This window comes from Pseudomonas jessenii (genome assembly GCF_002236115.1).
Classification (GTDB): Bacteria; Pseudomonadota; Gammaproteobacteria; order Pseudomonadales; family Pseudomonadaceae; genus Aquipseudomonas; species Aquipseudomonas jessenii.
On the sequence record NZ_NIWT01000009.1, the window covers coordinates 201,445 to 226,682 of the forward strand.

Consider the following 25,238-nt stretch of genomic DNA (forward strand, 5'->3'; position numbering starts at 1 on the left):
AAAAGTGTGGCGCATCGGAAAGCGCAGGTTTTCCGAGCATTCCAGCGACCCACTGACAGGAAAAACCACCATGATCAATGCAATCGATACCGTGCTGTACACCGGCAAGACCCACACCACCGGCGGCCGCGACGGTCAGGCGCGCAGCACCGACGGACGTCTGGACATCAAGCTTTCGCCTCCCGGCTCTTCAGGTGCCGGCACCAATCCTGAGCAACTGCTGGCGGCGGGTTGGTCGGCTTGTTTCATCGGGGCGATGGGCAAGGCATCGGTCGCGCTGAAAGTGGCCTTGCCGAACGACGTTGCGGTGGATGCCGAAATCGATCTGGGCAAGTCCGAAAACGCCTTCTTCCTTCAAGCCCGTCTGAATGTCAGCCTGCCGGGCCTGGACCCGACCATCGCACGCAAGGTGGTGGAAATGGCGCATCAGACTTGCCCGTACTCCAAAGCGACCCGCGGCAACATCGACGTCGAAATCAATCTGGTTTGACCGATGCGGACAAGCCTGGCCTGACGTCTTGATACCGGTCAGGCCAGGCTTTTTGAACACCGCAATTGCTGTAGGTGTAGGAGCGAGCTCGCTCGCGATGGTCTCAAGAGCGCCGCGCATAGCCAGCAAGCGCGCGTTTTCGTTAACGACCATCGCGAGCAAGCTCGCTCCTACTACTCCTTCAGGATCAGCAGCGGTTCGCCTTTCTTCACGATGTAGGTCGCCAGTTCCGAGGCCTTGCCTCCACCCACGTTCTTCGCCACATGGGCGACGCCGTCAGGGATGTACAACGAATCACCGGCCTTGAGCGTCACCGGTGCCCGACCTTCCAGTTGATACTCAAAAGTACCGCTGATCACGTGCGCCACCTCTACGCCCGGGTGAGCATGTTTGGGCGAAGTCACGCCCGGATCGAAGTCCACGAGCACCTGAAGGACTTCGCGATCGGCGGCGCCCAGGTCTTCGCGTACCAGGTCGGTGCGATGCAGGCCCTGCTGCCAGCTTTTCATCGCCGGGGCCGGCTGTGTTTCCTGGGCTTGAGAGAGACTCGCTACAGTAGCGAGCCCTGCGGCGGCCAGAGCCAGACCAAGCTTGCCGAGGGTGTGACGGGTGTGGATACGCAACATTGTCTTTCCTCCAGTTGAACCACGCCAGGCCGCGCCGAAAGTGGCGCGGTGCCGGTGGTTCCATTTGAAGGCCGCCGTGTATCGCCCAGGTGTCGGGAAACGGCGGTTTTGTATGCCCCGGTAACGGCGGGCGTTGCGGATACCTGCGGATACAAACCCGCAACTGCGGGCACGTCGTTGGTCTTATTCCCCCGCCGCCCCGCGACTGCCCTTGAAAGCGTCGCGCCGGGCGCTGCGTTCGGCGACATAGGCGGCACTCGGCTCGCTGACCAGGTCTGCGCGGCGCAAGGGCTGCCCGCAATGGGCGCACATCGGTCCGAGCCCGGCCGGCTCGCCGCAACTGCGGTGGGTATAGACCACCGCCAGGCCTTCCTCGGGCGACTTGCACCAGGTTTCACCCCAGGCCCGCAACGCCAGGACCACCGAGTAGAACGCGTCGCCTTTTTCCGTGAGGTGATATTCGTAGCGTTTTGGCCGCTCACTGTAAGCGCGGCGCTCTACGAGCCCGTCGGCCTCCATGCTCTTCAAGCGCGCCGCGACCATTTGCGGCGTAGCGCCGGTCTGCGCCTGGATGTCATCAAAGCGATGGCTACCCATGAACAACTCCCGCAACACCAGCACCGTCCAGCGGTCGCCAACGATGGCTTCGGCCCGGGAAATCGGACACAGGGTTTCAGAAACGGTTGTTTTCACCGACATGCGGCATTGCCTCTTTCCTAGTTGCTATGATTATCATATCAACGTAAATCCTGAGCAACTACACTTCACCATCCACGGATTGTTTTGCGGAGAACCGTCATGCCCAACGCCACCTACCCTCTTGACCGGACTGCCTATCTGCTGGTCGACCCCTACAACGACTTTCTGTCGGAGGGCGGAAAGATCTACCCCTTGATCGAGCCAATGGCCAAGCAAGTCGGCCTGCTCGACAACCTGCGCACGCTTGATCGCACCATTCGCGCGCTCAACATCCCGGTGGTCATCGTACCGCACCGCCGCTGGGAAAAAGGCGACTATGAAAACTGGGATCACCCAAGCCCCACCCAGTGCAAGGTCATGCATATGCATCACTTCGCACGGGGTGAATGGGGCGGCGAATGGCACCCCGACTTCGCGCCGAAGGACGGTGACATCGTCGTGCAGGAACATTGGGGCTCCAGCGGTTTTGCCAATACAGACCTCGATTTTCGCCTCAAGCAAAAGGGCATTACCCACGTGATCATCGTCGGCCTGCTGGCCAATACCTGCATCGAGGCAACCGCCCGTTACGCTCAGGAACTCGGCTATCACGTCACCCTGGTGCGGGATGCGACCGCGGCCTTCATGCCGGAGATGATGCATTCGGCCCATGAGCTGAACGGTCCGACCTTCGCTCACGCCATCCTGACCACCGATGAACTGGTTGCCGCGCTGGCACAGGCAGGTGAGTGATGCAGTTGACCGGCACCTTGAGGTCTCGCTCCCACCCATCACGCTTGGCGCGCTTATTGATTGCACCGTGGGTGATGCCCTGGGCAGATGCGATCTCACGGGTGGAAAGCAATCCGGCCCGGGAGGCACGTTCAATTGCCTCCCAGTCGGGTTGCTTGGTTGTCATGGGAATCCTTCAGAGTCCTACCAGAAGAGAGTGCGTTGTCGTGCCCAGGCGAACTTCCAGGCGGCAGCTAATATAAAACTGCCCATCACAAAAGGAAGGTAGTCATGAGATACAACCTGTTCGAGAATCAGAGAAACGAGATCATCCTGCTCGCGCGCATCCTTCTGATGATCCTTTTCATCATTTCCGGCTGGAGCAAACTGACCAACTTTGACGGTACCGCTACTTACATGAGCTCTCTCGGCGTGCCCATGCCCATGGTCGCTGCGGGGATTGCGGTCGTCATGGAGTTCTTTGTCGCTATAGCGATAGTCGTGGGTTTTTACACCCGCCCACTCGCATTTCTCTTCGTCTTGTTCGTACTCGGTACTGCTCTAATCGGACATCACTTTTGGACTATGGTTGACCCAGAGCGCGCAGCCAACATGACCCAATATTTCAAGAACCTCAGTATCATGGGCGGCATGCTGCTGCTGGGCATTACTGGTCCTGGCAAGTATTCGATTGATGGCAGATAGCTTCGCGAACATCACTCGAGCCTTCCCGGTATCCGCGACACAATTTGCTAATTCGCGAAACGTGTCGCGAATTAGCTCTCGTCTGCCTTTCGCTCAGCCCAGCACTTGCCAAGCTGACGAGCCTGCTCTACGCCGAGCACGCCGATGAAACCAGCCGTTGCGAATGACCAGGCAATGCTGAAGCCGAACTCTTTCACCGTCAGGCATGAGAGGCCGACCCTCTTAGCTTTCACCATCATGCACAGTGACCCTAACTCCCGTAGCGACAATCTCGTACTCAGTTTCGGAAATTTTATTCACGGCACCACCAAATTGCATTTCGAAATGCTTCAGACCTTCATGTCGAACCATGCCGTTTGGCGAGCGCTCAATGGTCTCGTCCTGATAGATGTTAATCACGTATTCCAGGTTATCTGTGCCAACCCCAACTATTTTTCCAACATATTTATCTGCCATGTCCGAACTCCTTGCGTTAAATCTCAAAGTAGCTGGTGCAGGCAGATGAATCCACAGCATTGAACAGTTCACTTCACCATGATGTTGGTCTGCACCTGAGCGTGCAGGCGAGTGACGTTGGTCATGCCCTCTCCAATGTCGCGACATGAATTTCTGTTGTGCGGTAACCGTTCCGGCAACAAACCTTCCTGATGCCATCGCTTGGGGTCAAGCTGAGCGCGAACAAATTCCTTACATGTTTTTACATCTTCGAACCCGGCGTACAACGGCAACTTACATCGCCTTCCAATAATCGGCACCGGAATAATAAAAAGACCGATTACATGGAGAGTTTCAGATGCCCTTTACCCGTACTGTTCTAGCGTTGTCCCTCGGCCTGGTTTTTTTACAGAGCAATGCCCAGGCGGCGGCGCCGCTGTCGCTCGCTAACGGCAACTCCGAGCTGACTGCGCAAATCAGTAATGCCTGGATAGAAATCAATAAGACCGCGTTAGAGCACAATATCCGTACCCTGCAAGCCGAGCTCGCCGGCAAGTCGAAACTCTGTGCGGTACTGAAAGCCGACGCTTATGGTCATGGTATCGGGTTGGTGATGCCTTCAGTGATCGCGCTGGGTGTACCGTGTGTGGCGGTCGCCAGTAACGAAGAGGCGCGAGTGGTTCGCGAGAGCGGCTTTAAAGGCCAGTTAATCCGTGTTCGCACCGCCTCCCTGGGGGAGCTGGAAAATGCTCTGCAGTACAACATCGAGGAACTGGTTGGCAACCTCGATTTCGCCCGCCAAGCGGCCGATCTTGCACATAAACACGGTCGCAAACTGCAGGTGCACATCGGTCTCAACTCAAGCGGCATGAGCCGTAACGGCGTGGAAATGGCTACCGAGCAGGGTAAACAAGACGCGCTGGCGATCACCAAACTGCCAAATGTCGAAGTGGTTGCGATCATGACCCACTTCGCCGTGGAGGATAAGGACGACGTACGCAAGGGCCTGGCAACCTTCAACGAACAAGCGGCCTGGCTGATGGACGTGGCCCAGCTCGATCGCAAGAAAATCACCCTGCACGCGGCCAACTCCTTCGCCACCCTGGAAGTACCCGAATCGCGCCTGGACATGGTGCGCACGGGCGGCGCGTTGTTTGGCGATACCGTCATCTCGCGCACTGAGTATCGGCGCGTGATGCAGTTCAAGTCGCATGTGGCCTCGGTCAATAGCTATCCCGCTGGAAACACCGTGGGTTACGACCGTACATTCACCCTGTCACGTGATTCGAAACTGGCCAACATCACGGTCGGTTACTCCGATGGTTATCGCCGCGTGTTCACCAATAAAGGCGTGGTGTTGATCAATGGTCATCGCGTGCCGGTGGTGGGCAAGGTTTCGATGAACACCGTGATGGTCGATGTCACGGATGCACCCGACGTCAAGGCGGGTGATGAAGTAGTGCTGTTTGGCAAACAAGGCGCAAGCGAAGTCAGCCAGGCTGAAGTCGAAGAGATCAACGGTGCGCTACTGGCCGACCTCTATACCGTCTGGGGCAGCGCCAACCCGAAAATACTGGTCGAGAAGTAATCCCGCCATTATCGTAAATCACAGGGCGCGATCATTCGGGCACAGCTTTGCCGAGCGCTGACAAGCTCCAATGTAGGAAAGGGACTGACAGGAGAGAGCTCGCTTTCTCTTGTCGGAAGGTGACCATCATGCCTTGGCCAGACACTTGCGATTCGCGAAACGTGTCGCGACTTACTTGGCTCGCCGATCGATCCCACCGGGCGTCTTGTCACAGCGCAAGTCGTATTGGTTTGAAGCTGTGTGGATTGCAGGGTGCATTCGAGCAGATGAATGGGCAACAAAAAACCCGGCACGGTGGCCGGGTTTTTGTGTTGAGTGTGTGTATCGATCATAGCTTGCAGGAACCACATTAAAACTACCCATGCCAGCCCACCAAACATCAACAACCAGCGTTATGACAACATCCCCTCTAGACAGTGCGGTTTAAGTCGAATCGGTCCAGGTTCATCACTTTGGTCCACGCAGCGACGAAGTCCTTGACGAACTTCTGCTGCGCATCGGCGCAGGCATAGACTTCAGCCAACGCACGCAACTGCGCATTGGAACCAAAGACCAGGTCAACCCGCGTCCCCGTCCACTTCACTGCACCGGTTTTGCGATCACGCCCTTCATACTCTTGCTGGGCATCCGACACGGGCTTCCACTCCACGCCCATATCCAACAGGTTGGTGAAGAAGTCGTTGGTCAAGGCTTCCGGACGCGTGGTGAACACACCGTGTTTGCTCTGGCCGACATTGATGTCCAACCCGCGCAAGCCACCCAGCAATACCGTCATTTCCGGCGCACTGAGCGTCAGCAGTTGTGCCTTGTCGATCAGCAATTTTTCGGCCGGTACACGGTACTGTTGCTTCAGGTAATTACGGAAGCCGTCGGCAATCGGTTCAAGGAAACCGAAGGACTCGACATCGGTCTGTTCCTGGCTGGCGTCCATGCGTCCCGGGCTGAACGGCACCGTCACACTGTGGCCGGCGTTTTTCGCAGCCTGTTCGACACCCGCGCCACCGGCGAGCACGATCAGATCGGCCAGGGAGATTTTCTTGCCATCGGTTTGCGCGCTATTGAACTCGTTCTGGATACCTTCGAGTTTGGCCAGCACATTGGCCAGTTGCTCTGGCTGGTTGGCCTCCCAGGACTTTTGCGGTGCCAGGCGCAGACGCCCGCCGTTGGCACCGCCGCGCTTGTCGGAGCCACGGAAGCTGGAAGCCGCCGCCCAAGCTGTAGATACAAGCTGCGAGACCGACAGGCCGGACGCCAGCACCTTGCTTTTCAGGCCCGCCACGTCACTGTCATTGACCAGCGGATGATCGACGGCAGGGATCGGGTCTTGCCACAGCAGTTCTTCGTTCGGCATTTCCGGGCCGAAGTAGCGTGAGAGCGGACCCATGTCACGGTGAATCAGCTTGTACCAGGCACGGGCGAAGGCGTCGGCCAACTGGTCTGGATTGGCCAGGAAGCGCCGCGAAATCGGTTCATAGATCGGGTCGAAGCGTAGCGACAGGTCCGTGGTCAGCATGGTCGGATCGCGCCGTTTGGACGGATCGTGTGCATCCGGAATGGTGCCGGCACCCGCGCCGTTTTTCGGCTTCCACTGGTTTGCCCCCGCCGGGCTCTTGGTCAGTTCCCATTCGTAACCGAACAGGTTCTCCAGGTAGTTGTTGCTCCACTGGGTTGGCGTGGTGGTCCAGGTGACTTCCAGGCCGCTGGAGATGGTGTCGCCACCTTTACCGGTACCGAACGTGCTCTTCCAGCCCAGGCCCTGCAGCTCGAGGCCGGCGGCTTCGGGCTCAGGTCCGACATGATCGACGGGACCTGCACCGTGGGTTTTGCCGAAGGCGTGACCGCCCGCGATCAGCGCGACGGTTTCCTCATCGTTCATTGCCATGCGCGCAAAGGTTTCACGGATATCTATCCCGGCGGAAACCGGATCGGAGTTGCCTTCAGGGCCCTCCGGGTTTACGTAGATCAGGCCCATCTGCACGGCTGCGAGGGGGGTTTCCAGAGTGCGCTCTACGGGATTTTGCCCGGCATCCTTGCCATAACGCACGTCGCCACCCAACCACTTGCCTTCAGCCCCCCAGTAGACGTCTTCGTCCGGTTCCCAGACATCGGGGCGGCCAGCGGAAAAACCAAAGGTCTTGAAGCCCATGGATTCCAGTGCGACGTTGCCGGCGAGGACGATCAGGTCGGCCCAGGAGATTTTGTTGCCATACTTTTGCTTGATCGGCCAGAGCAGCCGACGGGCCTTGTCGAGGCTGACGTTGTCCGGCCAGCTGTTGAGGGGTGCAAAACGTTGCTGGCCGGAGCCGGCGCCACCCCGGCCGTCACCGGTGCGATAGGTGCCTGCGGCGTGCCAGGACATGCGGATAAAGAAAGGCCCATAGTGACCGAAGTCCGCCGGCCACCAATCCTGGGAATCGGTCATCAGCGCAGTCAGGTCGTTTTTCAGCGCCTGGAAGTCCAGGCTCTTGAAGGCTTCGGCGTAGTTGAAGTCGCCTCCCAGCGGGTCAGACTTGGGCGAGTGTTGACTCAAGATCTTCAGGTTCAGTTGGTTCGGCCACCAATCGCGGTTCGTCGTGCCACCGCCAGCGGCGTGATTGAACGGGCATTTCGATTCAGTTGACATGGCATCTCCTCTTGATTTTGTTTTCAGCTAACCACCTTTGAGCGTGGCTCCGGATCACCGATTGATGAAATAGCTTTTCGGTATGGGATCCATAGCCTTGAGGCTATGACAGCCCCGCGATCAGTCGCTCCAGACCCTCCATTAAAGTCCCGGTCGGGGAAACTGTCGCTTCATCTTTGGAGATAGCTGATAAACAGTTCAAATCAGTAACGAGTTGCACAGTGGATGAGCAGCATTGGCTGCAAGGACGTTGTCATCAGGGCATTCCTGTATTCAATAAAAAACCGGCCTTTCAGCCGGTTTTTATGTCACTCAACAGCACTTCGGTCCGGCTTTACTCCCGTAACGGGCCTCCTGGCGCTCGCGGAAGAACGCCTCGTAGTCCATCACCGGTTTGTCCGGGTGCTTGGTCTGCATATGCTCGACGTAGTTGTCGTAGTCGGGCATGCCGACCATCAGGCGCGCGGCCTGACCGAGGTATTTACCGAGGCGACTCAGGTCATTGAACATGATCAGGCATCCGGCAGCGCTTGATATGGCGCTTCTTTATCCGTGCGTTCCTTGGTGCCCCAGGCAGCGATGCCGACCTTGAGCGCAAAGAACAGGATGCTGAACACCACGAACAGGAACAGCGCAGTCAGGGTCGCGTTGGTGTAGGCGTTGAAGATCACATGCTGCATCTGGTCGATGCTCTTGGCCGGGGCCAGCACCTGACCATTGGCCAGCGCATCGCTGTATTTCTTGGCCAGGGCCAGGAAGCCGATCGCCGGGTTTGCATCGAACAGCTTGATGAAGCCGGCGGTGGTGGTGCAGATCAGCAGCCATACGGCCGGCAGCAAGGTCACCCACACATAACGCTGGCGCTTCATCTTGATCAGCACCACGGTGCCGAGCATCAGCGCGATACCGGCCAGCATCTGGTTGGAGATGCCGAACAGCGGCCACAAGGTGTTGATGCCACCCAGTGGATCGATCACGCCCTGGTACAGCAGATAACCCCACATGGCCACGCAGCCTGCGGTGGCCACCAGGTTGGCGGTCCAGGATTCGGTGCGTTTGAGCGCCGGGACGAAAGAGCCGAGCAAGTCCTGGAGCATGAAGCGACCGGCACGGGTACCGGCATCCACTGCGGTGAGGATGAACAGCGCTTCGAACAGGATCGCGAAGTGGTACCAGAACGCCATGGTGTTCTCGCCCGGCAGAACACTGTGCAGGATCTGCGCGATCCCGACCGCCAGGGTCGGCGCACCACCGGCACGGGCCAGGATGGTGGTTTCACCGATGTCATGTGCCACCGCTTGCAGGGCTTCCGGGGTAATGGCGAAGCCCCAGCTGCTGACGGTTTGCGCAACGGTCACCGCATCGGCACCGACTACAGCGGCCGGGCTGTTCATGGCGAAGTACACACCCGGATCGATCACCGACGCGGCAACCATGGCCATGATGGCGACGAACGACTCCATCAGCATGCCGCCGTAACCGATGTAACGGGCATGCCCCTCACTGGCAAGCAGCTTGGGCGTGGTGCCGGAAGCAATCAGCGAGTGGAAACCGGAGACCGCGCCACAGGCGATGGTGATGAACAGGAACGGGAACAGACCGCCCTTCCAAACCGGACCGGTGCCGTCGACGAACTGGGTCAGGGCCGGCATTCTCAGCTCGGGCATGGTCACCAGGATGCCAATCGCCAGGGCGACGATGGTGCCGATTTTCAGGAACGTCGAGAGGTAGTCACGGGGTGCCAGGATCAGCCACACCGGCAGTACCGCCGCGACAAAACCGTAACCGATCAGCATCCAGGTGATCTGGATACCGGTAAAGGTAAAGGCTTTGGCCCACACCGGATCCGCGGCAATCTGCCCGCCGAGCCAGATCGAGCCCAGCAGCAACAGCACGCCGATCACCGAGATTTCACCAATGCGACCCGGGCGGATGTAGCGCATGTAGATGCCCATGAACATCGCGATCGGGATGGTCGCCATTACCGTGAAAATGCCCCAAGGGCTTTCGGCCAGGGCCTTCACCACGATCAGCGCCAGCACCGCGAGGATGATGACCATGATCAGGAAGCAGCCGAACAGCGCGATGGTGCCGGGGATGCGGCCCATTTCCTCACGGACCATGTCGCCCAGGGAACGACCGTTGCGGCGGGTGGACATGAACAGGACCATGAAGTCCTGCACCGCACCGGCCAGTACCACGCCGGCGATCAGCCACAGCGTGCCGGGCAGGTAGCCCATCTGCGCCGCCAATACCGGGCCGACCAGCGGACCTGCACCGGCAATGGCCGCGAAGTGGTGACCGAACAGGACATGTTTGTTGGTCGGCACGTAGTCCAGACCATCGTTATTGAGCACAGCCGGAGTGGCTCGATTGGGGTCGAGTTGCATCACTTTGTTGGCGATGAACAGGCTGTAGTAGCGGTAGGCAACGAGGTAGATGGCGACGGCTGCGACTACGATCCACAGGGCGTTGATCGCTTCGCCGCGGCGCAGGGCCACGACACTCAGCGCAATCGCTCCCAGGACAGCCACGGCAAACCAGGCGAGGTGTTTAGCCAGACGGGGCATAGCGTGTCTCCTGCCGACAGCCAGTGACTGCGGCGGTAATTTTTATAATTGTGTCCGCAGTGCGGAGCTGGCCCAATATCTGCGCATGTCGTCCACAAATAAATCCGCGTTACTACGTACGCGGCGTCTACGTAGTTCTACGTAGATGACGCCGATCTCATGTGGGTTCACCACCGGACCCGGGGGCCATCCCCGATCAAATGTGGGAGCGAGCTTGCTCGCGATAGCGGGCTGTCAGACACATCAATGTTGAATGTGCCGCCCTCATCGCGCGCAAGCTCGCTTACACAGGTTCTGTATTTCAACTGAATGGCATCCCGGCCGCCGGTCATTCCGTCCAGCAACGCTACTGGCCGAACACCTCTTTGGCATATGATCCCGAGCCTTCGCGCGGGCAGGAGTCAACATGCAGCTCAAACACAAGATCGTCGCCCTCGGGATTCTGCCGCTGGTGCTGGCCATTGCCGTCATCTGCGCGCTGGTGATTTCCCTCAATCGCCAATTGGGCGATCAACAGGCGCAACTGATCGAAGACAGCATTCTGGCGAGCAAGCGCGCGGAGCTGAAAAACTACGTGGAAATGGCCCAGAGCCTGATCGCGCCCCTGTACGACGACGGCCACGGCGATGCCCGTGCCCAACAACAAGTGCTGGAAGAACTGCGCAAGCTCAGCTTTGGCATCAACGGCTACTTCTTCGTCTACGACCACGAAGGCCGCAGCCTGATGCATGCGCGCCAGTCGGAACTGGTGGGCCAATACCTGTGGGACATGAAAGATCCCCACGGCCTGCCGGTGATCCAGGCGCTGCTCAAAAGCGCGCAATCGGGCGAAGGTTTTCAACGCTATGCCTGGAACAAACCCTCCTCCGGTCAGGTGACCGACAAGCTCGCCTACGTGGTGATGCTCGATCGCTGGGGCTGGATGCTCGGTACCGGCATCTACCTCGAAGACATCGAACGCGCCACCCAGCAGGCCCGTGCCGAAGTGGCCATGGGAATTCGCAAGACCATGATGGCGATTGCCGTGGTTGCCCTCGTCGCGGTGCTGTTCGTCTTCGCCACGGGCATGACCCTCAACGTCAGCGAACATCGGCTGGCGGACAAGAAACTGCAGCGCCTGACCCAGCGCATCGTCAGCCTGCAGGAAGAGGAACGATCACGGGTGTCCCGCGAGTTGCACGACGGCATCAGCCAGGTGCTGGTCTCGATCAAGTTTCAATTCGAACTGGCCAGCCATCTGCTGGAACGCGGACAGGCCCACGACAAGGGCTTGAGCACGCTGAAAGACGCCACCGAGCGCCTGGGCGATGCCATCGGCGAAGTCCGCAGCCTCTCCCACGACCTGCGCTCATCCCTGCTCGACACCCTCGGCCTGCCGGCGGCCATCGGCCAATTGGCTGCCGAATTCGAGCAGCGCAGCGGGCTGACCGTGACCTATGACGAAAATGAATTCGACTGTCAATTGGTCGACGGCGCGGCTGTTTCGCTGTTCCGAATCGTCCAGGAAGGCCTGACCAATATTGAACGCCACGCCCAGGCGAAGAACGTGTCCATTACACTGCGCGGCTGCGAACAGTCGGTGCGGCTGACGGTGGTCGATGACGGCATTGGTTTCAACGTCGCCCAGGTCGAACGTCGTCAGGCCGGCATTGGCCTGCGTAATATCCGCGAACGCGTCGAACATTTTGGCGGGCGCTTCGATTTGATTTCGATGCCGGGCAGAAGTGAGCTGGACGTGCGGCTGCCAATGAAACCAGACGCATAACGCTGACCCGGCCCAAAACTACAAGAGTGAATAGCTGCGATGAACCTGCCCTCCCCGATCCGCGTCGCCCTGGTCGACGATCACTCCCTGGTCCGCGACGGCATCAAGGCGCTGCTGGCCGTGATGTCGCCCCTGGAAATGGTCGGCGAAGCGGAAAACGGCGCCGCGGCCATCGAGATGGTCGGACGTTGCCAGCCGGACCTGCTGCTGGTCGACATCAGCCTGCCGGACATGAACGGCCTGGAACTGACCCGCGTGCTGCGCAGCCAGTACCCGTCGCTCAAGGTGCTGGTGCTGAGCATGTACGACAATTACGAATACGTCAGTGAATCGGTGCGCTCCGGTGCCAGCGGCTACGTGCTGAAGAACGCCCCGTCACGGGAAATCATCGCCGCCATCGAGGCCATCACCAGCGGGGGAACCTTCTACAGCGCGGAAATCGCCCAGCGGCTGATCGCCGACAGGAACACCGACAACGAACTGACCCCTAGGGAAAGCCAGGTGCTGTCGAAGATGGCGCAGGGGTTGAACAACAAGGAAATGGCCCGGGAACTGGACATCAGCGTGCGCACGGTGGAAACCCATCGCCTGAGCATCCGACGCAAACTCAACATCGACAAGCCGGCGGCGCTGGTCAAATACGCGATCGATCATGGGCTTATTTCCCGCTAGTACCGCTCCCACAAGGGGCATCGAATCCACCATTGACTGCGTCGATAGTCACCATTGATTCAATGAAGTTCTCTTAAAAAATCCACGGCGTAACATCTGCTCCATACCAACCCATAAGCACCCCGGAGCACACCATCATGAAACGCCAGACCCTCCTCAGCATCGCTTTCTCGGTTTTCGCAGTTAACGCTTTCGCCGCAAACTCTGCTCAACCTGTGGTCGCTGAAGGCGGCTCCGATCGTCTGATTGAAAGCCGTGTGGCCGAGGGTGGTTCCGATCGCCTGATCGAGAATCGTGTCGCCGAAGGTGGTTCGGATCGCCTGCTGGAAAAACGTGTTGCCGAAGGCGGCTCCGACAAGCTCCTGCAAAACCGCGTCGCTGAAGGCGGCTCCGACAAACTCCTGCAGAACCGCGTCGCTGAAGGCGGTTCCGACAAACTGCTGCAAAACCGCGTAGCCGAAGGCGGTTCCGACAAACTGCTGCAAAACCGCGTAGCCGAAGGCGGTTCCGACAAACTGCTGCAAAACCGCGTAGCCGAAGGCGGTTCGGATCGTCTGATCGAAAGCCGCGCTGTCTGAATGCAGTGCTTTACCGCAGGACTCGACGAAAAACCCGGCCTCATCAGCCGGGTTTTTTTACGTCTTTTATAAGTCCTTCCCGCCACGCATAGCGCCTCGCCCGCCCCCCTTTTATCGCCATCCAGCCAGAAACTCCGTTCGGGGACTTGTGCTTCCGGTATTATGGTATACCATCAGACGCACAGACACCCAAACCTCTACGGAGCAGCTCATGAGTTTCGAAATCCGCAAGATCGTCAGCTATGTCGAAGAAACCTTTATTGAAGGCGGCAAAGCCACCGATAAGCCTGTGACCATGGTCGGTCTGGCCGTGGTGATGAAGAACCCCTGGCTGGGCAACGGTTTCGTCGAAGACCTGAAACCACAGATCCGCGCCAACTGCTCCGACCTCGGCGCACTGATGGTCGAGCGTCTGGTGGGCATCATTGGCGGCGCCGAGAAAATCGAGGCGTACGGCAAGGCTGCGGTGGTCGGCGCCGATGGCGAAATCGAACACGCTTCGGCGGTGATCCACACCCTGCGCTTCGGCAACCATTACCGCGAGGCGGTCAAGGCCAAGAGCTACCTGAGCTTCACCAACAAGCGCGGCGGCCCGGGCACCTCGATCCAGATCCCGATGATGCACAAGGACGACGAAGGCCTGCGCTCGCACTACATCACCCTGGAAATGCAGATCGAAGACGCGCCGCGTGCCGACGAAATCGTCGTGGTCCTGGGTTGCGCCGACGGCGGCCGCCTGCACCCGCGCATCGGCAACCGCTACATCGACCTGGAAGAACTGGCTGCCGAAAAAGCCCAGTAACCGGCCAGCAGAACGACAACAAGAAGGCATTGCAGGAGCGCTCCATGATTCGGCTCACCGCTGAACTCACCCCGGCTGGCACCAGTTACCTGGCGACCGGCCAAGGCCAGCCCGTGGTCTTGATCCACGGCGTGGGCCTGAACAAAGAAATGTGGGGCGGCCAGATCGTTGGCCTGGCCACGAAGTACCGCGTCATCGCCTACGACATGCTCGGCCATGGCGCCAGCCCGCGACCGGAGAACGGTACGCAACTGCTCGGCTATGCCGACCAGTTGCTGGAGCTGCTCGACCACCTGCAATTGCCCAAGGCAACGGTGATCGGTTTTTCCATGGGCGGGCTGGTGGCGCGGGCCTTTGCCCTGCACTACCCGCAACGCCTGGAAGGCCTGGTGGTGCTCAACAGCGTGTTCAACCGCAGTGCCGAACAGCGTGCCGGGGTCATCGCCCGCACCAGCCAGGCTGCCGAACACGGGCCGGACGCCAATGCCGAAGCCGCACTGTCGCGCTGGTTCAGCCGTGAATACCAGGCCGCGAACCCGGCGCAGATCGCCGCGATTCGCCAGACCCTGGCCGGCAATGACCCTCAGGGCTACCTGACCACTTATGAACTGTTCGCCACCCAGGATATGTACCGCGCCGACGACCTGGCCAGCATCCAGGTGCCGACGCTGATCGCCACCGGCGAACTGGACCCCGGCTCAACCCCGGAAATGGCCCGGCAACTGGCCGAACGGATTCCCGGCGCGACCGTTGCCGTACTCGCCGAGCAACGGCATATGATGCCGGTAGAGTCGCCGCGCCTGGTCAACCAGCTGTTGCTGGAGTTTCTGCAGACCGCGCACTCCAAACAAAACCAGATCAAGGGGATCGTTGCATGACACTCGCACGCTTCCAGATGTGCATCGGCGGTGAATGGGTCGATGCCCTGTCCGGCAAGACCTTCGAAAGCCTCAACCCGGCTTTGGCCGAACCCTGGGCTGAACTGCCCGATGCCGACGAAGCCGATGTCGAGCGTGCCGTGCAGGCTGCGCAGACGGCTTTCGACAGCCCGGCATGGCGCGGTTTGACGGCTACCGCTCGCGGCAAATTGCTGCGACGCCTGGGCGACCTGATCGCCGAGAACAAAGAACAACTGGCGCAGCTCGAAAGCCGTGACAACGGCAAGCTGATCCGCGAAACCCGTGGCCAGGTCGGCTATTTGCCGGAGTTCTTCCACTACACCGCAGGCCTGGCGGACAAGCTCGAAGGCGGCACCCTGCCGCTGGACAAGCCGGATCTGTTTGCCTACACCGTGCACGAAGCCATGGGTGTGGTTGCCGCGATCATTCCGTGGAACAGCCCGCTGTACCTGACCGCGATTAAACTCGCCCCAGCCCTCGCCGCAGGCAATACCATCGTGATCAAGCCGTCGGAACACGCCTCGGCAACGATTCTTGAACTGGCGCGCCTGGCACTGGAAGCCGGGATTCCGCCGGGGGTGGTCAACGTCGTCACCGGTTACGGTCCGAGCACCGGCGCCGCCCTCACCCGCCATCCGCTGATCCGCAAGATCGCCTTCACCGGCGGCGCGGCGACGGCTCGGCATGTGGTGCGCAGCAGTGCCGAGAACTTCGCCAAGCTGTCGCTGGAACTGGGGGGCAAATCGCCGAACATCATCTTCGCCGATGCCGACCTCGACAGCGCGATCAACGGCGCCATCGCCGGGATCTATGCCGCCTCCGGGCAAAGCTGCGTCTCCGGTTCGCGCTTGCTGGTGCAGGACGAAATCTACGATGAGTTCGTCGGTCGTCTGGTGGAACGCGCCAAGCGCATCCGCATTGGCAACCCGCAGGACGACAGCAGCGAAATGGGCCCGATGGCCACCGCACAGCAACTGGCCGTGGTCGAAGGCCTGGTGGCCGATGCCATCGCCGAAGGCGCGCGCCTGCGCCTGGGCGGCAAGCGTCCAGAGAATCTGGGTGACGGCTGGTTCTACGAACCGACGCTGTTCGAGTGCGACCGCAATTCGATGAAGATCATGCAGGAAGAAGTCTTTGGTCCGGTGGCTTCGGTCATCCGTTTCAAGGACGAAGCCCAAGCGCTGGCGATTGCCAACGACTCGCAGTTCGGCCTCGCCGCCGGCATCTGGACCCGCGACCTGGGCCGCGCCCATCGCCTGGCCCGGGACGTGCGTTCGGGGATCATCTGGGTCAACACCTACCGTGCAGTCTCGGCCATGGCGCCGATCGGCGGCTTCAAGAACAGCGGCTATGGACGCGAAAGCGGCATCGATTCGGTGCTGGCCTACACCGAGCTGAAAACGGTGTGGATCAACCTGTCCCAGGCACCGATGCCTGATCCCTTCGTGATGCGCTAGGAGTCCTGGAAAATGATCGAACCCGGCATTTACAAAGACGTGATGAGCTCGTTCCCCTCCGGGGTCACGGTGGTCACCACCCTGGACCCGGACGGCGGCATCGTCGGCATCACCGCCAGCGCCTTCAGTGCGCTGTCGATCGACCCGGCACTGGTGCTGTTCTGCCCCAACTACGGCTCCGACACCTACCCGGTGCTGCGCGACAGCAAGCAGTTCGCAATTCACCTGCTGTCCGCCGACCAGACCGCCGAGGCCTATGCCTTCGCCGGTAAAGGCAAGGACAAGGCCAAAGGGATCGAGTGGCACTTGAGCGAATTGGGTAACCCGATCCTCGCCAAGGCCACGGCGATCATCGAGTGCGAACTGTGGCGCGAATACGACGGCGGCGATCACGCGATCATCGTCGGCGCGGTGAAGAACCTGATCCTGCCCGCGCAACCGGTCACGCCGATGATCTACCACAAAGGCAAACTGGGCCCCCTGCCCACCCTGGCCTGACACTGCTTTTCTGTAGGAGCGAGCTTGCTCGCGATGACGGTGTATCAGTCGACATCGATGTTGAATGTCAGTCCGCTATCGCGAGCAAGCTCGCTCCCACAGGTACTGCACCAGACAGTTAAGTCTTCATTCTTTCCAGGAGCCGGCATGAGCCCAGCAGCCTCGCAATTGTTCCGTCAGCAGGCCTACATCGATGGCCAGTGGCTGGACGCGCCGGATGGCGCCTGTCAGGACATCTTCAACCCGGCCACCGGTGAACTGATCGGCCAGGTGCCGAACCTCGGTGCCGAGCATGCGCGCCTGGCTATCGAGGCCGCCAACAAGGCCTGGCCGGCCTGGCGCGCGCTGACCGCCAAGGAGCGCAGCAATACGCTCAAGCGCTGGCATGCCTTGATGCTGGAAAACGCCGACGCCCTGGCACACATCCTCACCCTCGAACAAGGCAAGCCACTGGCCGAAGCCAAAGGCGAAATCCTCTACGCCGCGAGCTTCATCGAGTGGTTCGCCGAAGAGGCCAAGCGCATCTACGGCGACACCATTCCCAGCCACAAGGGCGATGCGCGCATCGTGGTCAGCAAGGAGCCGATTGGCGTCGTCGCGGCCATCACGCCGTGGAACTTCCCGGCGGCGATGATCACCCGCAAGGCCGGCCCGGCACTGGCGGCCGGTTGCCCGTGCATCGTCAAGCCGGCTCCGGAAACTCCGTTCTCGGCACTGGCCATGGCTGCGCTGGCGGAACAGGCCGGGATTCCAGCGGGCATTTTCAACGTGATCACCGGCGATGCCATCGCCATCGGTGGCGAGCTGACCGGCAGCAGCCTTGTGCGCAAACTGTCGTTCACCGGCTCCACCGCCATCGGCAAGCTGCTGATGGCCCAGTGCGCGCCGACCCTGAAAAAAGTCTCGTTGGAACTGGGCGGCAACGCGCCATTCATTGTCTTCGACGATGCCGATCTGGAACGCGCCGTCGACGGCGCGCTGATCGCCAAATTCCGCAACGCCGGGCAAACCTGCGTCTGCGTCAATCGCTTCCTGGTGCAGGCCGGCATCCACGACGCCTTTGTCGCACGCCTGGCCGAGCGGGTTTCGCAACTCAAGGTCGGCAGCGGTTTCGATGATGGCGTCACCCAAGGGCCACTGATCAACGAGCGCGCCGTGGCCAAGGTCGAAGAACACGTGCAAGACGCTCTGGCCCACGGAGCACAACTGCTCTGCGGCGGCGAACGCCATGCGCTGGGCAATGGATTCTTCCAGCCGACCGTTCTCATCGGCGTCACCACCCGGATGAAAGTCGCCCGGGATGAAACCTTTGGCCCGTTGGCCGCCGTGTTCCGTTTCGACACCGAGGCCCAGGCCGTCGAGATGGCCAACGACACCGAGTTCGGCCTGGCTGCCTACTGCTACACCCGCGACCTGGGCCGCGCCTGGCGCATGAGCGAGGCGCTGGAGTACGGCATGGTCGGGATCAACGAAGGGCTGATTTCCACTGAGGTCGCGCCATTCGGCGGGATCAAGTCCTCGGGGCTGGGCCGTGAAGGGTCGAAGTACGGCATCGAGGATTACCTGGAACTCAAATACACCTTGATGGGCGGCCTTTGAGCCCGCGGGAGCTACGCAAATGAACAACGAAAAGTATGAAAAAGGCCTGAAGATCCGTACCCAGGTGCTGGGTGAGGCCTACGTCAATCGTTCCATCGAGAACGCCGACGACTTCACCCGACCGTTGCAGGAAATGGTCACCGAGTATTGTTGGGGGCATGTCTGGGGTCGTGAGGGTTTGTCGCTCAAGGAGCGCAGCATGATCAACCTGGCGATGATCTCGGCCCTCAACCGGCCCCATGAACTCAAACTGCATGTGCGCGGCGCCTTGCGTAACGGCCTGAGTCGTGAGCAAATACGCGAAATATTGCTTCAGGTCGGCATTTATTGCGGTGTCCCCGCTGCCGTAGACAGTTTCCGGCTCGCCCGTGAAGCCTTCGCCGAAGCCGATGCCGAGGCCTCCAGTTAACCCTTGGCTGTTTGATCTGACCGGGCACCCAGATTCCCGTAATCGAAGTGCTCTTTTTTGCATGGACAGCCACAATCAGAGCGGACCCCATGAAACGCCTGCCACTCGACGACAGCTTCAAGGTCAATCGCAACCCCGTTACCCTGCGCGAAATCGTGCTGGATAAACTGCGAAGCGCCATCATGAACTTCCAGCTCCTGCCGGGAGACCGTCTGGTCGAACGCGATCTGTGCGATCGCCTGGGCGTCAGCCGTACCTCCGTGCGCGAAGCCTTGCGTCACCTGGAATCCGAAGGCCTGGTGGAATTCGCCGACGCCAAGGGCCCGCGTGTCGCGATCATCACCCTGGCCGATGCCGTGGACATCTACGAGTTACGCTGCGTACTCGAAGGGCTGATCGTGCAACTGTTCACCCTGCGCGCCAAGGCCAAGGACATCAAGGCCCTGGAAAAAGCCCTCGAAGAAAATCGCAAGGCGCTCAAGGACGGTGAGCTGCAACAGGTCATCGACTCGGTGCAAGGTTTCTACGATGTGCTGCTCGAAGGCTCGGGCAACCATGTCGCAGCCACTCAATTGCGCCAGTTGCAGGCACGCATCAGCTACCTGCGCGCGACCTCGGTGTCCCAGGAAAACCGTCGCGGCGCCAGTAACCAGGAAATGGAACGCATGGTCGAGGCGATCAAGGGCGGTGATCCGCTGGCCGCTCACCAGGCTTGCGTCGACCACGTGCGTGCGGCCGCTGCCGTGGCCCTGGACTACCTCAAGCGCAAGCAGGAAGAAACCGGCGATATCCCGGCGATTACCTTGCCCATCGCGCTGAAAGAACCGCGCATAGGTCGCTGAAATGTTCAGCCCGAGCTTTTGCCCCAAGTGCGGCAGCGCAGACCTCAGGTCACAGTTGCCGCCGGGCGATACGCACGAGCGCCTGATGTGCCGCGGTTGCGGCTACATCCATTACATCAATCCGAAAATCATTGCCGGCTGCATCATCGAGCAGGACGGCAAATATTTGCTGTGCCAACGCGCGATTCCGCCGCGTCCGGGCACCTGGACGCTGCCGGCAGGCTTCATGGAAAGTGGCGAGACCACCGAACAGGCGGCCTTGCGCGAAGTCTGGGAAGAAAGCGGCGTGCGTGCCGAAATCGTCTCGCCCTATTCGATCTTCAGCGTGCCGAAGATCAGCGAGGTGTACATCATCTTCCGAGCCATCGCGCTGGAGATTACCGGGCAGTACGGCCCGGAAACCCTCGACTACAAGTTCTTCGCGCCCGAGGACATTCCCTGGAACAGCATCTACTATCCGGCGATCCGGCAGATCCTTGAGCGCTATATCGAGGAGCGTCAGGCCGGGGTTTATGGCATCTACATGGGCAATGACGACAGCGGGAAGATTCACTTCATTCGCTGAAAAAACCCATTCCCCCCTGTAGGAGCGAGCCTGCTCGCGATGGTCGTCAACGATGACGCGTGCTGACTGACCGAACGCGTTGCTCTAACGTTTTTCGCGAGCAGGCTCGCTCCTACAGGGTCAAGCGGTGTTGATCAGAGCGGCGCCATGCCCTCGACGATAATGACCTCTGCCTTCGCCACGCCTTCGCGATGCCCCCTGGCCTCCTGATACAACGCCGAGTGATAGCAAGCCACCGCCTGCTCATAGGAATCAAACTCGATCACCACACTGCGTTGCGGCGTAGGCCGGCCTTCCATCGCCTCGCTGCGCCCGCCCCGCGCCAGAATCCGACCGCCATACTGAGCAAACGCCTTCGGCGCCCGCTGGGTGTATTGGCTGTATTGATCGGGGTCGGTGATGTCCACGTGAGCAATCCAGTACGCCTTCATAGTGACCTCTCGGTTTGTTTTGTATTATGGTATACCACAATACCCATCCAACAAACACTGAGACTCCAGCATGGCCTTCAACAGCATCGAAGAAATCATCGAAGATTACCGCCTCGGCAAAATGGTCCTGCTGGTCGACGACGAAGACCGGGAAAACGAAGGCGACCTGTTGCTGGCCGCCGACTGCTGCACACCCGAGGCGATCAGTTTCATGGCCCGCGAAGCCCGTGGCCTGATCTGCCTGACCTTGACCGACGAACACTGCAAACGCCTGGGCCTGGAGCAGATGGTGCCGAGCAACGGCAGCGTGTTCAGCACCGCCTTCACCGTGTCCATCGAGGCCGCCGTCGGGGTGACCACCGGTATCTCCGCCGCCGATCGTGCCTGCACCGTGGCCGCCGCCGTCGCTGCCAGCGCCGGCCCTGCCGACATCGTGCAACCCGGCCATATCTTCCCGTTGCGTGCCCGGGAAGGCGGCGTGCTGACCCGCGCCGGTCATACCGAGGCCGGTTGCGACCTGGCCCGCCTGGCCGGCCATACCCCGGCCTCGGTGATCGTCGAAGTGATGAACGACGACGGCACCATGGCCCGGCGCCCTGACCTAGAAGTGTTTGCGCGCAAGCACGGGATCAAGATCGGCACCATCGCCGACCTGATCCACTACCGCCTTAGCACCGAACACACCATCGTGCGCATCGGTGAACGTGATCTGCCCACCGTACACGGCACCTTTCGTCTGATCACCTTTGAGGATCGCATCGAAGGCGGTGTCCACATGGCCATGGTCATGGGCGATCTGCGCCGTGGTGAGCCGACGCTGGTGCGCGTGCATGTGATTGACCCGTTGCGCGATCTGGTCGGTGCCGAGTACAGCGGGCCGACCAACTGGACCTTGTGGGCCGCCTTGCAGCGTGTCGCCGCCGAAGGCCACGGCGTGGTGGTGGTGCTGGCCAATCACGAGTCCTCCCAGGCGTTACTCGAACGCGTACCGCAATTGACCCAGACGCCCCGGCAGTTCAGCCGTTCGCAGTCGCGGATTTATTCGGAGGTGGGCACCGGTGCGCAGATCCTGCAGAACCTGGGTGTCGGCAAGCTGCGCCATCTCGGGCCGCCGCTGAAATATGCCGGTTTGACCGGGTATGACCTGGAAGTGGTGGAGAGTATTCCTTTCACGGGTTGACGCATCCCCTGTGGGAGCGAGCTTGCTCGCGATAGCGGTATATCAGTCAACATTGATATCGACTGACACGCCCTCATCGCGAACAGGCTCGCTCCCACAAGGGATTGCGTCGCCGGGCAATCTTCGGAGCCACTGAAAAACCACGTTTGGCTGATAGCCGGTACGGCAAAATGCTTGCACAAAGTTTGGAATACCATAATATGATATTCCATAGACCGGACAGTCAGCACTGACTCGACGGACCTACTGCTCCCGATAGGCGGGCACTCCAAGGCCCCGCTCATAAACACAACAATGAGGGCGTGAAAATGGTGTTGAACAAACGTGCGACCGCAGTTCTTTTTGCGGGACTGCTGAGCGTGACCAGCCAGGCATTGCTGGCGGCTGAAAGCGTCAACTTCGTGAGTTGGGGCGGCAGCACCCAGGATGCGCAGAAGCAGGCCTGGGCCGACCCGTTCAGCAAGGCCAGCGGCATTACCGTCGTGCAGGATGGCCCGACCGACTACGGCAAACTCAAGGCCATGGTCGAGAGCGGCAACGTGCAGTGGGACGTGGTCGACGTCGAAGCCGACTTCGCCTTGCGCGCCGCCGCCGAAGGCTTACTCGAACCCCTCGATTTCAATGTCATTGAACGCGACAAGATCGACCCGCGCTTCGTCAGCGATCACGGCGTCGGCTCGTTCTTCTTCTCCTTCGTCCTCGGCTACAACGAAGGCAAGCTCGGCGCCAACAAGCCTCAGGACTGGTCCGCACTGTTCGACACCAAGACCTACCCCGGCAAACGCGCCCTCTACAAATGGCCAAGCCCAGGCGTGCTTGAACTGGCGTTGCTGGCCGACGGTGTAGCGGCGGACAAGCTCTATCCGCTGGACCTGGATCGCGCCTTCAAGAAACTCGACACCATCAAGAAAGACATCGTCTGGTGGGGCGGCGGCGCGCAGTCGCAGCAACTGCTGGCCTCCGGTGAGGCGAGCATGGGCCAGTTCTGGAACGGCCGGATCCATGCCCTGCAGGAAGACGGCGCGCCGGTCGGCGTAAGCTGGAAGCAGAACCTGGTCATGGCCGACATCCTGGTCATCCCCAAGGGTTCGAAAAACAAGGACGCGGCGATGAAGTTCCTGGCCAACGCCAGCAGTGCCAAGGGCCAGGCGGACTTCTCCAACCTGACCGCCTACGCTCCGGTCAACGTCGACAGTGTGGCGCGCCTGGATTCGGCGCTGGCCCCGAACCTGCCGACCGCCTACGCAAAGGATCAGATCACTCTTGATTTCGCGTACTGGGCCAAGAACGGTCCGGCCATCGCGACACGGTGGAACGAATGGCTGGTCAAATGAAAATGGCGGTAACCGCCTCCCGTCCATCCACGCCAGTCGGGAGCGCCTCCGGCGCTGTCGGCAAGGCGGCTGCGATGACTCAATCCCCTACCCTGGCGCAACGCTGGCGCGGATCGAGCAACCTGATCCCCGCCCTGCTGTTCCTCGGCCTGTTCTTTCTCGCGCCGCTGATTGGCCTGCTGTTGCGCGGCGTGCTGGAACCGGTGCCGGGCCTGGGCAACTATGAGCAATTGTTCGCCAACTCGGCCTATGCGCGGGTGTTGCTCAACACCTTCTCGGTGGCCGGCCTGGTGACGCTGTTCAGCCTGTTGCTGGGCTTCCCGCTGGCTTGGGCGATCACCCTGGTGCCGCGCGGCTGGGGGCGCTGGATCCTGAATATCGTGCTGCTGTCGATGTGGACCAGCCTGCTCGCCCGCACCTACTCCTGGCTGGTGTTGCTGCAAGCCTCCGGGGTGATCAACAAGGCGTTGATGGCCATGGGCATCATCGATCAACCGCTGGAGATGGTGCACAACCTCACCGGCGTGGTGATCGGCATGAGCTACATCATGATCCCGTTCATCGTGCTGCCGTTGCAGGCGACCATGCAGGCCATCGACCCGATGATCCTGCAGGCCGGCTCGATCTGCGGCGCCAGCCCGTGGACCAACTTCTTCCGGGTGTTCCTGCCGCTGTGCCGGCCGGGGTTGTTCTCCGGCGGCCTGATGGTGTTCGTGATGTCCCTCGGTTACTACGTGACCCCGGCGCTGCTGGGCGGTGCGCAGAACATGATGCTGCCCGAGTTCATCATTCAGCAGGTGCAGTCGTTCCTCAACTGGGGCCTGGCCAGCGCCGGCGCCGCGTTGCTGATCGTGATCACGCTGGTGTTGTTCTACTTCTACCTGAAGCTCCAGCCGGAATCCCCGGTTGGCGCCAGCAACGCGAGGTAAGCCGTCATGCTCCTGACCCCCAATGCCATGAGCCGGCGCATGCGCTTCGGCCTGTATGCCACCACCGGGCTGATCGGTCTGTTCCTGCTGCTGCCGATTGTGTTCATCGTGCTGCTGTCGTTCGGCTCGTCGCAATGGCTGGTGTTCCCGCCACCGGGCTGGACGCTGAAATGGTACGGCCAGTTCTTCTCCAACGCCGACTGGATGAGCGCGGCCATGGCCAGCCTCAAGGTCGCGGTGCTAACCACGTTCTTCGCCGTGGCCCTGGGCCTGCCCACGGCTTTCGCCCTGGTGCGTGGCCGCTTCCCCGGCCGGGAAATGCTCTACGGTCTGTTCACTCTGCCAATGATCGTGCCGCTGGTGATCATCGCCGTGGCGGTGTACGCGCTGTTCCTGAAACTGGGCTACACCGGGACCATGTTCGCGTTCGTGGTCAGCCACGTCATCGTCGCGCTGCCGTTCACCATCATCTCGATCATCAATTCGCTGAAGCTGTTCGATCAGTCGATCGAGGATGCAGCGGTAATCTGCGGCGCCTCGCGTCTGCAAGCGGTGTTCAAGGTGACCTTCCCGGCGATTCGTCCGGGCATGGTGGCCGGCGCCCTCTTCGCCTTCCTCGTCTCCTGGGATGAAGTGGTGCTGAGCGTGATGATGGCCAGCCCGACCCTGCAAACCCTTCCCGTGAAAATGTGGACCACCCTGCGCCAGGACCTGACGCCCGTGATCGCCGTCGCCTCGACGCTGCTGATCGGCCTCTCGGTATTGGTCATGGTGATCGCCGCCGCACTGCGCCGGCGCAATGAAATCAGCGCCTGAGCGCGCAGGAGTACG

26 protein-coding genes are annotated in these 25,238 nt (G+C 60.5%); 19 read left to right on the forward strand and 7 right to left on the reverse strand.

Features of this window, described 5'->3' with window-relative positions:
* The first annotated feature begins 70 nt into the window (after nucleotides 1-70).
* Nucleotides 71-490, forward strand: a complete 420-nt coding sequence (locus PSJE_RS27675; RefSeq protein WP_090456278.1) for an organic hydroperoxide resistance protein — start codon at nucleotides 71-73, stop codon at nucleotides 488-490.
* Between the two features lie 173 nt (nucleotides 491-663).
* Here PSJE_RS27675 and PSJE_RS27680 read toward each other — a convergent pair whose 3' ends face one another.
* Both PSJE_RS27680 and PSJE_RS27685 read right to left on the reverse strand, forming a co-directional pair.
* Entirely contained in the window at nucleotides 664-1,116 is a 453-nt protein-coding gene (locus tag PSJE_RS27680) for a cupin domain-containing protein (protein WP_090456280.1), read from the reverse strand.
* Between the two features lie 183 nt (nucleotides 1,117-1,299).
* On the reverse strand, nucleotides 1,300-1,815 hold the full coding sequence (locus PSJE_RS27685; protein ID WP_090456282.1) for a winged helix-turn-helix transcriptional regulator: 516 nt from the start codon (nucleotides 1,813-1,815) through the stop codon (nucleotides 1,300-1,302).
* A gap of 99 nt (nucleotides 1,816-1,914) precedes the next feature.
* Between PSJE_RS27685 and PSJE_RS27690 the strand changes: the two genes are divergently transcribed.
* Nucleotides 1,915-2,547 carry a cysteine hydrolase family protein gene (locus PSJE_RS27690; protein WP_090456283.1) on the forward strand — a complete coding sequence of 211 codons (633 nt, stop codon included), beginning with the start codon at nucleotides 1,915-1,917 and terminating at the stop codon, nucleotides 2,545-2,547.
* A 270-nt stretch (nucleotides 2,548-2,817) separates the two neighbouring features.
* The gene (locus PSJE_RS27700; RefSeq protein ID WP_090456284.1) at nucleotides 2,818-3,231 is read left to right on the forward strand and encodes a DoxX family protein; all 414 of its coding nucleotides are present in this window, start codon (nucleotides 2,818-2,820) and stop codon (nucleotides 3,229-3,231) included.
* A gap of 222 nt (nucleotides 3,232-3,453) precedes the next feature.
* Here the strand turns inward: PSJE_RS27700 and PSJE_RS27710 are convergent, their stop codons facing one another.
* Complete coding sequence (locus PSJE_RS27710; RefSeq protein WP_090456285.1) at nucleotides 3,454-3,687, reverse strand: hypothetical protein; 234 nt, start codon at nucleotides 3,685-3,687, stop codon at nucleotides 3,454-3,456.
* 337 nt (nucleotides 3,688-4,024) lie between these two features.
* Between PSJE_RS27710 and alr the strand changes: the two genes are divergently transcribed.
* On the forward strand, nucleotides 4,025-5,254 hold the full coding sequence (alr, locus tag PSJE_RS27715) for an alanine racemase (protein WP_090456287.1): 1,230 nt from the start codon (nucleotides 4,025-4,027) through the stop codon (nucleotides 5,252-5,254).
* 409 nt (nucleotides 5,255-5,663) lie between these two features.
* Here the strand turns inward: alr and katG are convergent, their stop codons facing one another.
* The 3 genes from katG to PSJE_RS27730 all read right to left on the reverse strand — a co-directional run bounded on the left by katG (nucleotide 5,664) and on the right by PSJE_RS27730 (nucleotide 10,447).
* Entirely contained in the window at nucleotides 5,664-7,877 is a 2,214-nt protein-coding gene (gene katG / locus PSJE_RS27720; RefSeq protein WP_090456289.1) for a catalase/peroxidase HPI, read from the reverse strand.
* A 312-nt stretch (nucleotides 7,878-8,189) separates the two neighbouring features.
* The gene (locus PSJE_RS27725; protein ID WP_007976534.1) at nucleotides 8,190-8,387 is read right to left on the reverse strand and encodes a YbdD/YjiX family protein; all 198 of its coding nucleotides are present in this window, start codon (nucleotides 8,385-8,387) and stop codon (nucleotides 8,190-8,192) included.
* 2 nt (nucleotides 8,388-8,389) lie between these two features.
* Entirely contained in the window at nucleotides 8,390-10,447 is a 2,058-nt protein-coding gene (locus PSJE_RS27730) for a carbon starvation CstA family protein (protein ID WP_090456291.1), read from the reverse strand.
* Nucleotides 10,448-10,853: 406 nt separating this feature from the next.
* On the opposite strand from PSJE_RS27730, the gene PSJE_RS27735 reads away from it, so the two are divergent.
* The 11 genes from PSJE_RS27735 to PSJE_RS27785 all read left to right on the forward strand — a co-directional run bounded on the left by PSJE_RS27735 (nucleotide 10,854) and on the right by PSJE_RS27785 (nucleotide 20,533).
* Nucleotides 10,854-12,212, forward strand: coding sequence for a cache domain-containing protein (locus PSJE_RS27735; protein WP_090456293.1), 1,359 nt, complete (start codon nucleotides 10,854-10,856; stop codon nucleotides 12,210-12,212).
* Nucleotides 12,213-12,251: 39 nt separating this feature from the next.
* A complete protein-coding gene (locus tag PSJE_RS27740) occupies nucleotides 12,252-12,884 on the forward strand; it encodes a response regulator (RefSeq protein WP_090456295.1) in 633 nt (210 codons plus the stop codon).
* Nucleotides 12,885-13,021: 137 nt separating this feature from the next.
* The gene (locus PSJE_RS27745) at nucleotides 13,022-13,462 is read left to right on the forward strand and encodes a phage infection protein (RefSeq protein ID WP_090456296.1); all 441 of its coding nucleotides are present in this window, start codon (nucleotides 13,022-13,024) and stop codon (nucleotides 13,460-13,462) included.
* 211 nt (nucleotides 13,463-13,673) lie between these two features.
* Nucleotides 13,674-14,264 carry an amino acid synthesis family protein gene (locus tag PSJE_RS27750; RefSeq protein WP_007978708.1) on the forward strand — a complete coding sequence of 197 codons (591 nt, stop codon included), beginning with the start codon at nucleotides 13,674-13,676 and terminating at the stop codon, nucleotides 14,262-14,264.
* Between the two features lie 44 nt (nucleotides 14,265-14,308).
* Nucleotides 14,309-15,142 carry an alpha/beta fold hydrolase gene (locus tag PSJE_RS27755; RefSeq protein ID WP_090456298.1) on the forward strand — a complete coding sequence of 278 codons (834 nt, stop codon included), beginning with the start codon at nucleotides 14,309-14,311 and terminating at the stop codon, nucleotides 15,140-15,142.
* Complete coding sequence (locus tag PSJE_RS27760) at nucleotides 15,139-16,620, forward strand: aldehyde dehydrogenase (protein ID WP_090456300.1); 1,482 nt, start codon at nucleotides 15,139-15,141, stop codon at nucleotides 16,618-16,620. The genes PSJE_RS27755 and PSJE_RS27760 overlap by 4 nt, the downstream gene beginning before the upstream one ends.
* 12 nt (nucleotides 16,621-16,632) lie before the next feature.
* Entirely contained in the window at nucleotides 16,633-17,118 is a 486-nt protein-coding gene (locus PSJE_RS27765) for a flavin reductase family protein (RefSeq protein WP_090456302.1), read from the forward strand.
* A 147-nt stretch (nucleotides 17,119-17,265) separates the two neighbouring features.
* On the forward strand, nucleotides 17,266-18,717 hold the full coding sequence (locus PSJE_RS27770; protein WP_090456304.1) for an NAD-dependent succinate-semialdehyde dehydrogenase: 1,452 nt from the start codon (nucleotides 17,266-17,268) through the stop codon (nucleotides 18,715-18,717).
* A 19-nt stretch (nucleotides 18,718-18,736) separates the two neighbouring features.
* Nucleotides 18,737-19,126 (forward strand): carboxymuconolactone decarboxylase family protein, encoded by a 390-nt coding sequence (locus tag PSJE_RS27775; RefSeq protein ID WP_007991919.1) that lies wholly within the window; start codon nucleotides 18,737-18,739, stop codon nucleotides 19,124-19,126.
* A gap of 89 nt (nucleotides 19,127-19,215) precedes the next feature.
* On the forward strand, nucleotides 19,216-19,968 hold the full coding sequence (locus PSJE_RS27780) for a GntR family transcriptional regulator (RefSeq protein ID WP_015095667.1): 753 nt from the start codon (nucleotides 19,216-19,218) through the stop codon (nucleotides 19,966-19,968).
* Between the two features lies 1 nt (nucleotide 19,969).
* Nucleotides 19,970-20,533 (forward strand): NUDIX hydrolase, encoded by a 564-nt coding sequence (locus tag PSJE_RS27785; protein ID WP_090456306.1) that lies wholly within the window; start codon nucleotides 19,970-19,972, stop codon nucleotides 20,531-20,533.
* 134 nt (nucleotides 20,534-20,667) lie between these two features.
* Here the strand turns inward: PSJE_RS27785 and PSJE_RS27790 are convergent, their stop codons facing one another.
* Nucleotides 20,668-20,964 (reverse strand): DUF1330 domain-containing protein, encoded by a 297-nt coding sequence (locus PSJE_RS27790; RefSeq protein WP_090456308.1) that lies wholly within the window; start codon nucleotides 20,962-20,964, stop codon nucleotides 20,668-20,670.
* A 70-nt stretch (nucleotides 20,965-21,034) separates the two neighbouring features.
* Here PSJE_RS27790 and ribBA point away from each other — a divergent pair, with 70 nt between their 5' ends.
* From ribBA to PSJE_RS27810, 4 genes are all read left to right on the forward strand, one after another.
* Nucleotides 21,035-22,144, forward strand: coding sequence for a bifunctional 3,4-dihydroxy-2-butanone-4-phosphate synthase/GTP cyclohydrolase II (gene ribBA, locus PSJE_RS27795; RefSeq protein ID WP_090456310.1), 1,110 nt, complete (start codon nucleotides 21,035-21,037; stop codon nucleotides 22,142-22,144).
* Between the two features lie 308 nt (nucleotides 22,145-22,452).
* Nucleotides 22,453-23,478, forward strand: coding sequence for an ABC transporter substrate-binding protein (locus PSJE_RS27800; protein ID WP_090456311.1), 1,026 nt, complete (start codon nucleotides 22,453-22,455; stop codon nucleotides 23,476-23,478).
* Nucleotides 23,475-24,407, forward strand: coding sequence for an ABC transporter permease (locus tag PSJE_RS27805; protein WP_167362897.1), 933 nt, complete (start codon nucleotides 23,475-23,477; stop codon nucleotides 24,405-24,407). Before PSJE_RS27800 ends, PSJE_RS27805 begins: the two co-directional genes overlap by 4 nt.
* Nucleotides 24,408-24,413: 6 nt before the next feature.
* The gene (locus PSJE_RS27810) at nucleotides 24,414-25,223 is read left to right on the forward strand and encodes an ABC transporter permease (RefSeq protein ID WP_090456315.1); all 810 of its coding nucleotides are present in this window, start codon (nucleotides 24,414-24,416) and stop codon (nucleotides 25,221-25,223) included.
* Nucleotides 25,224-25,238 lie beyond the last annotated feature (15 nt).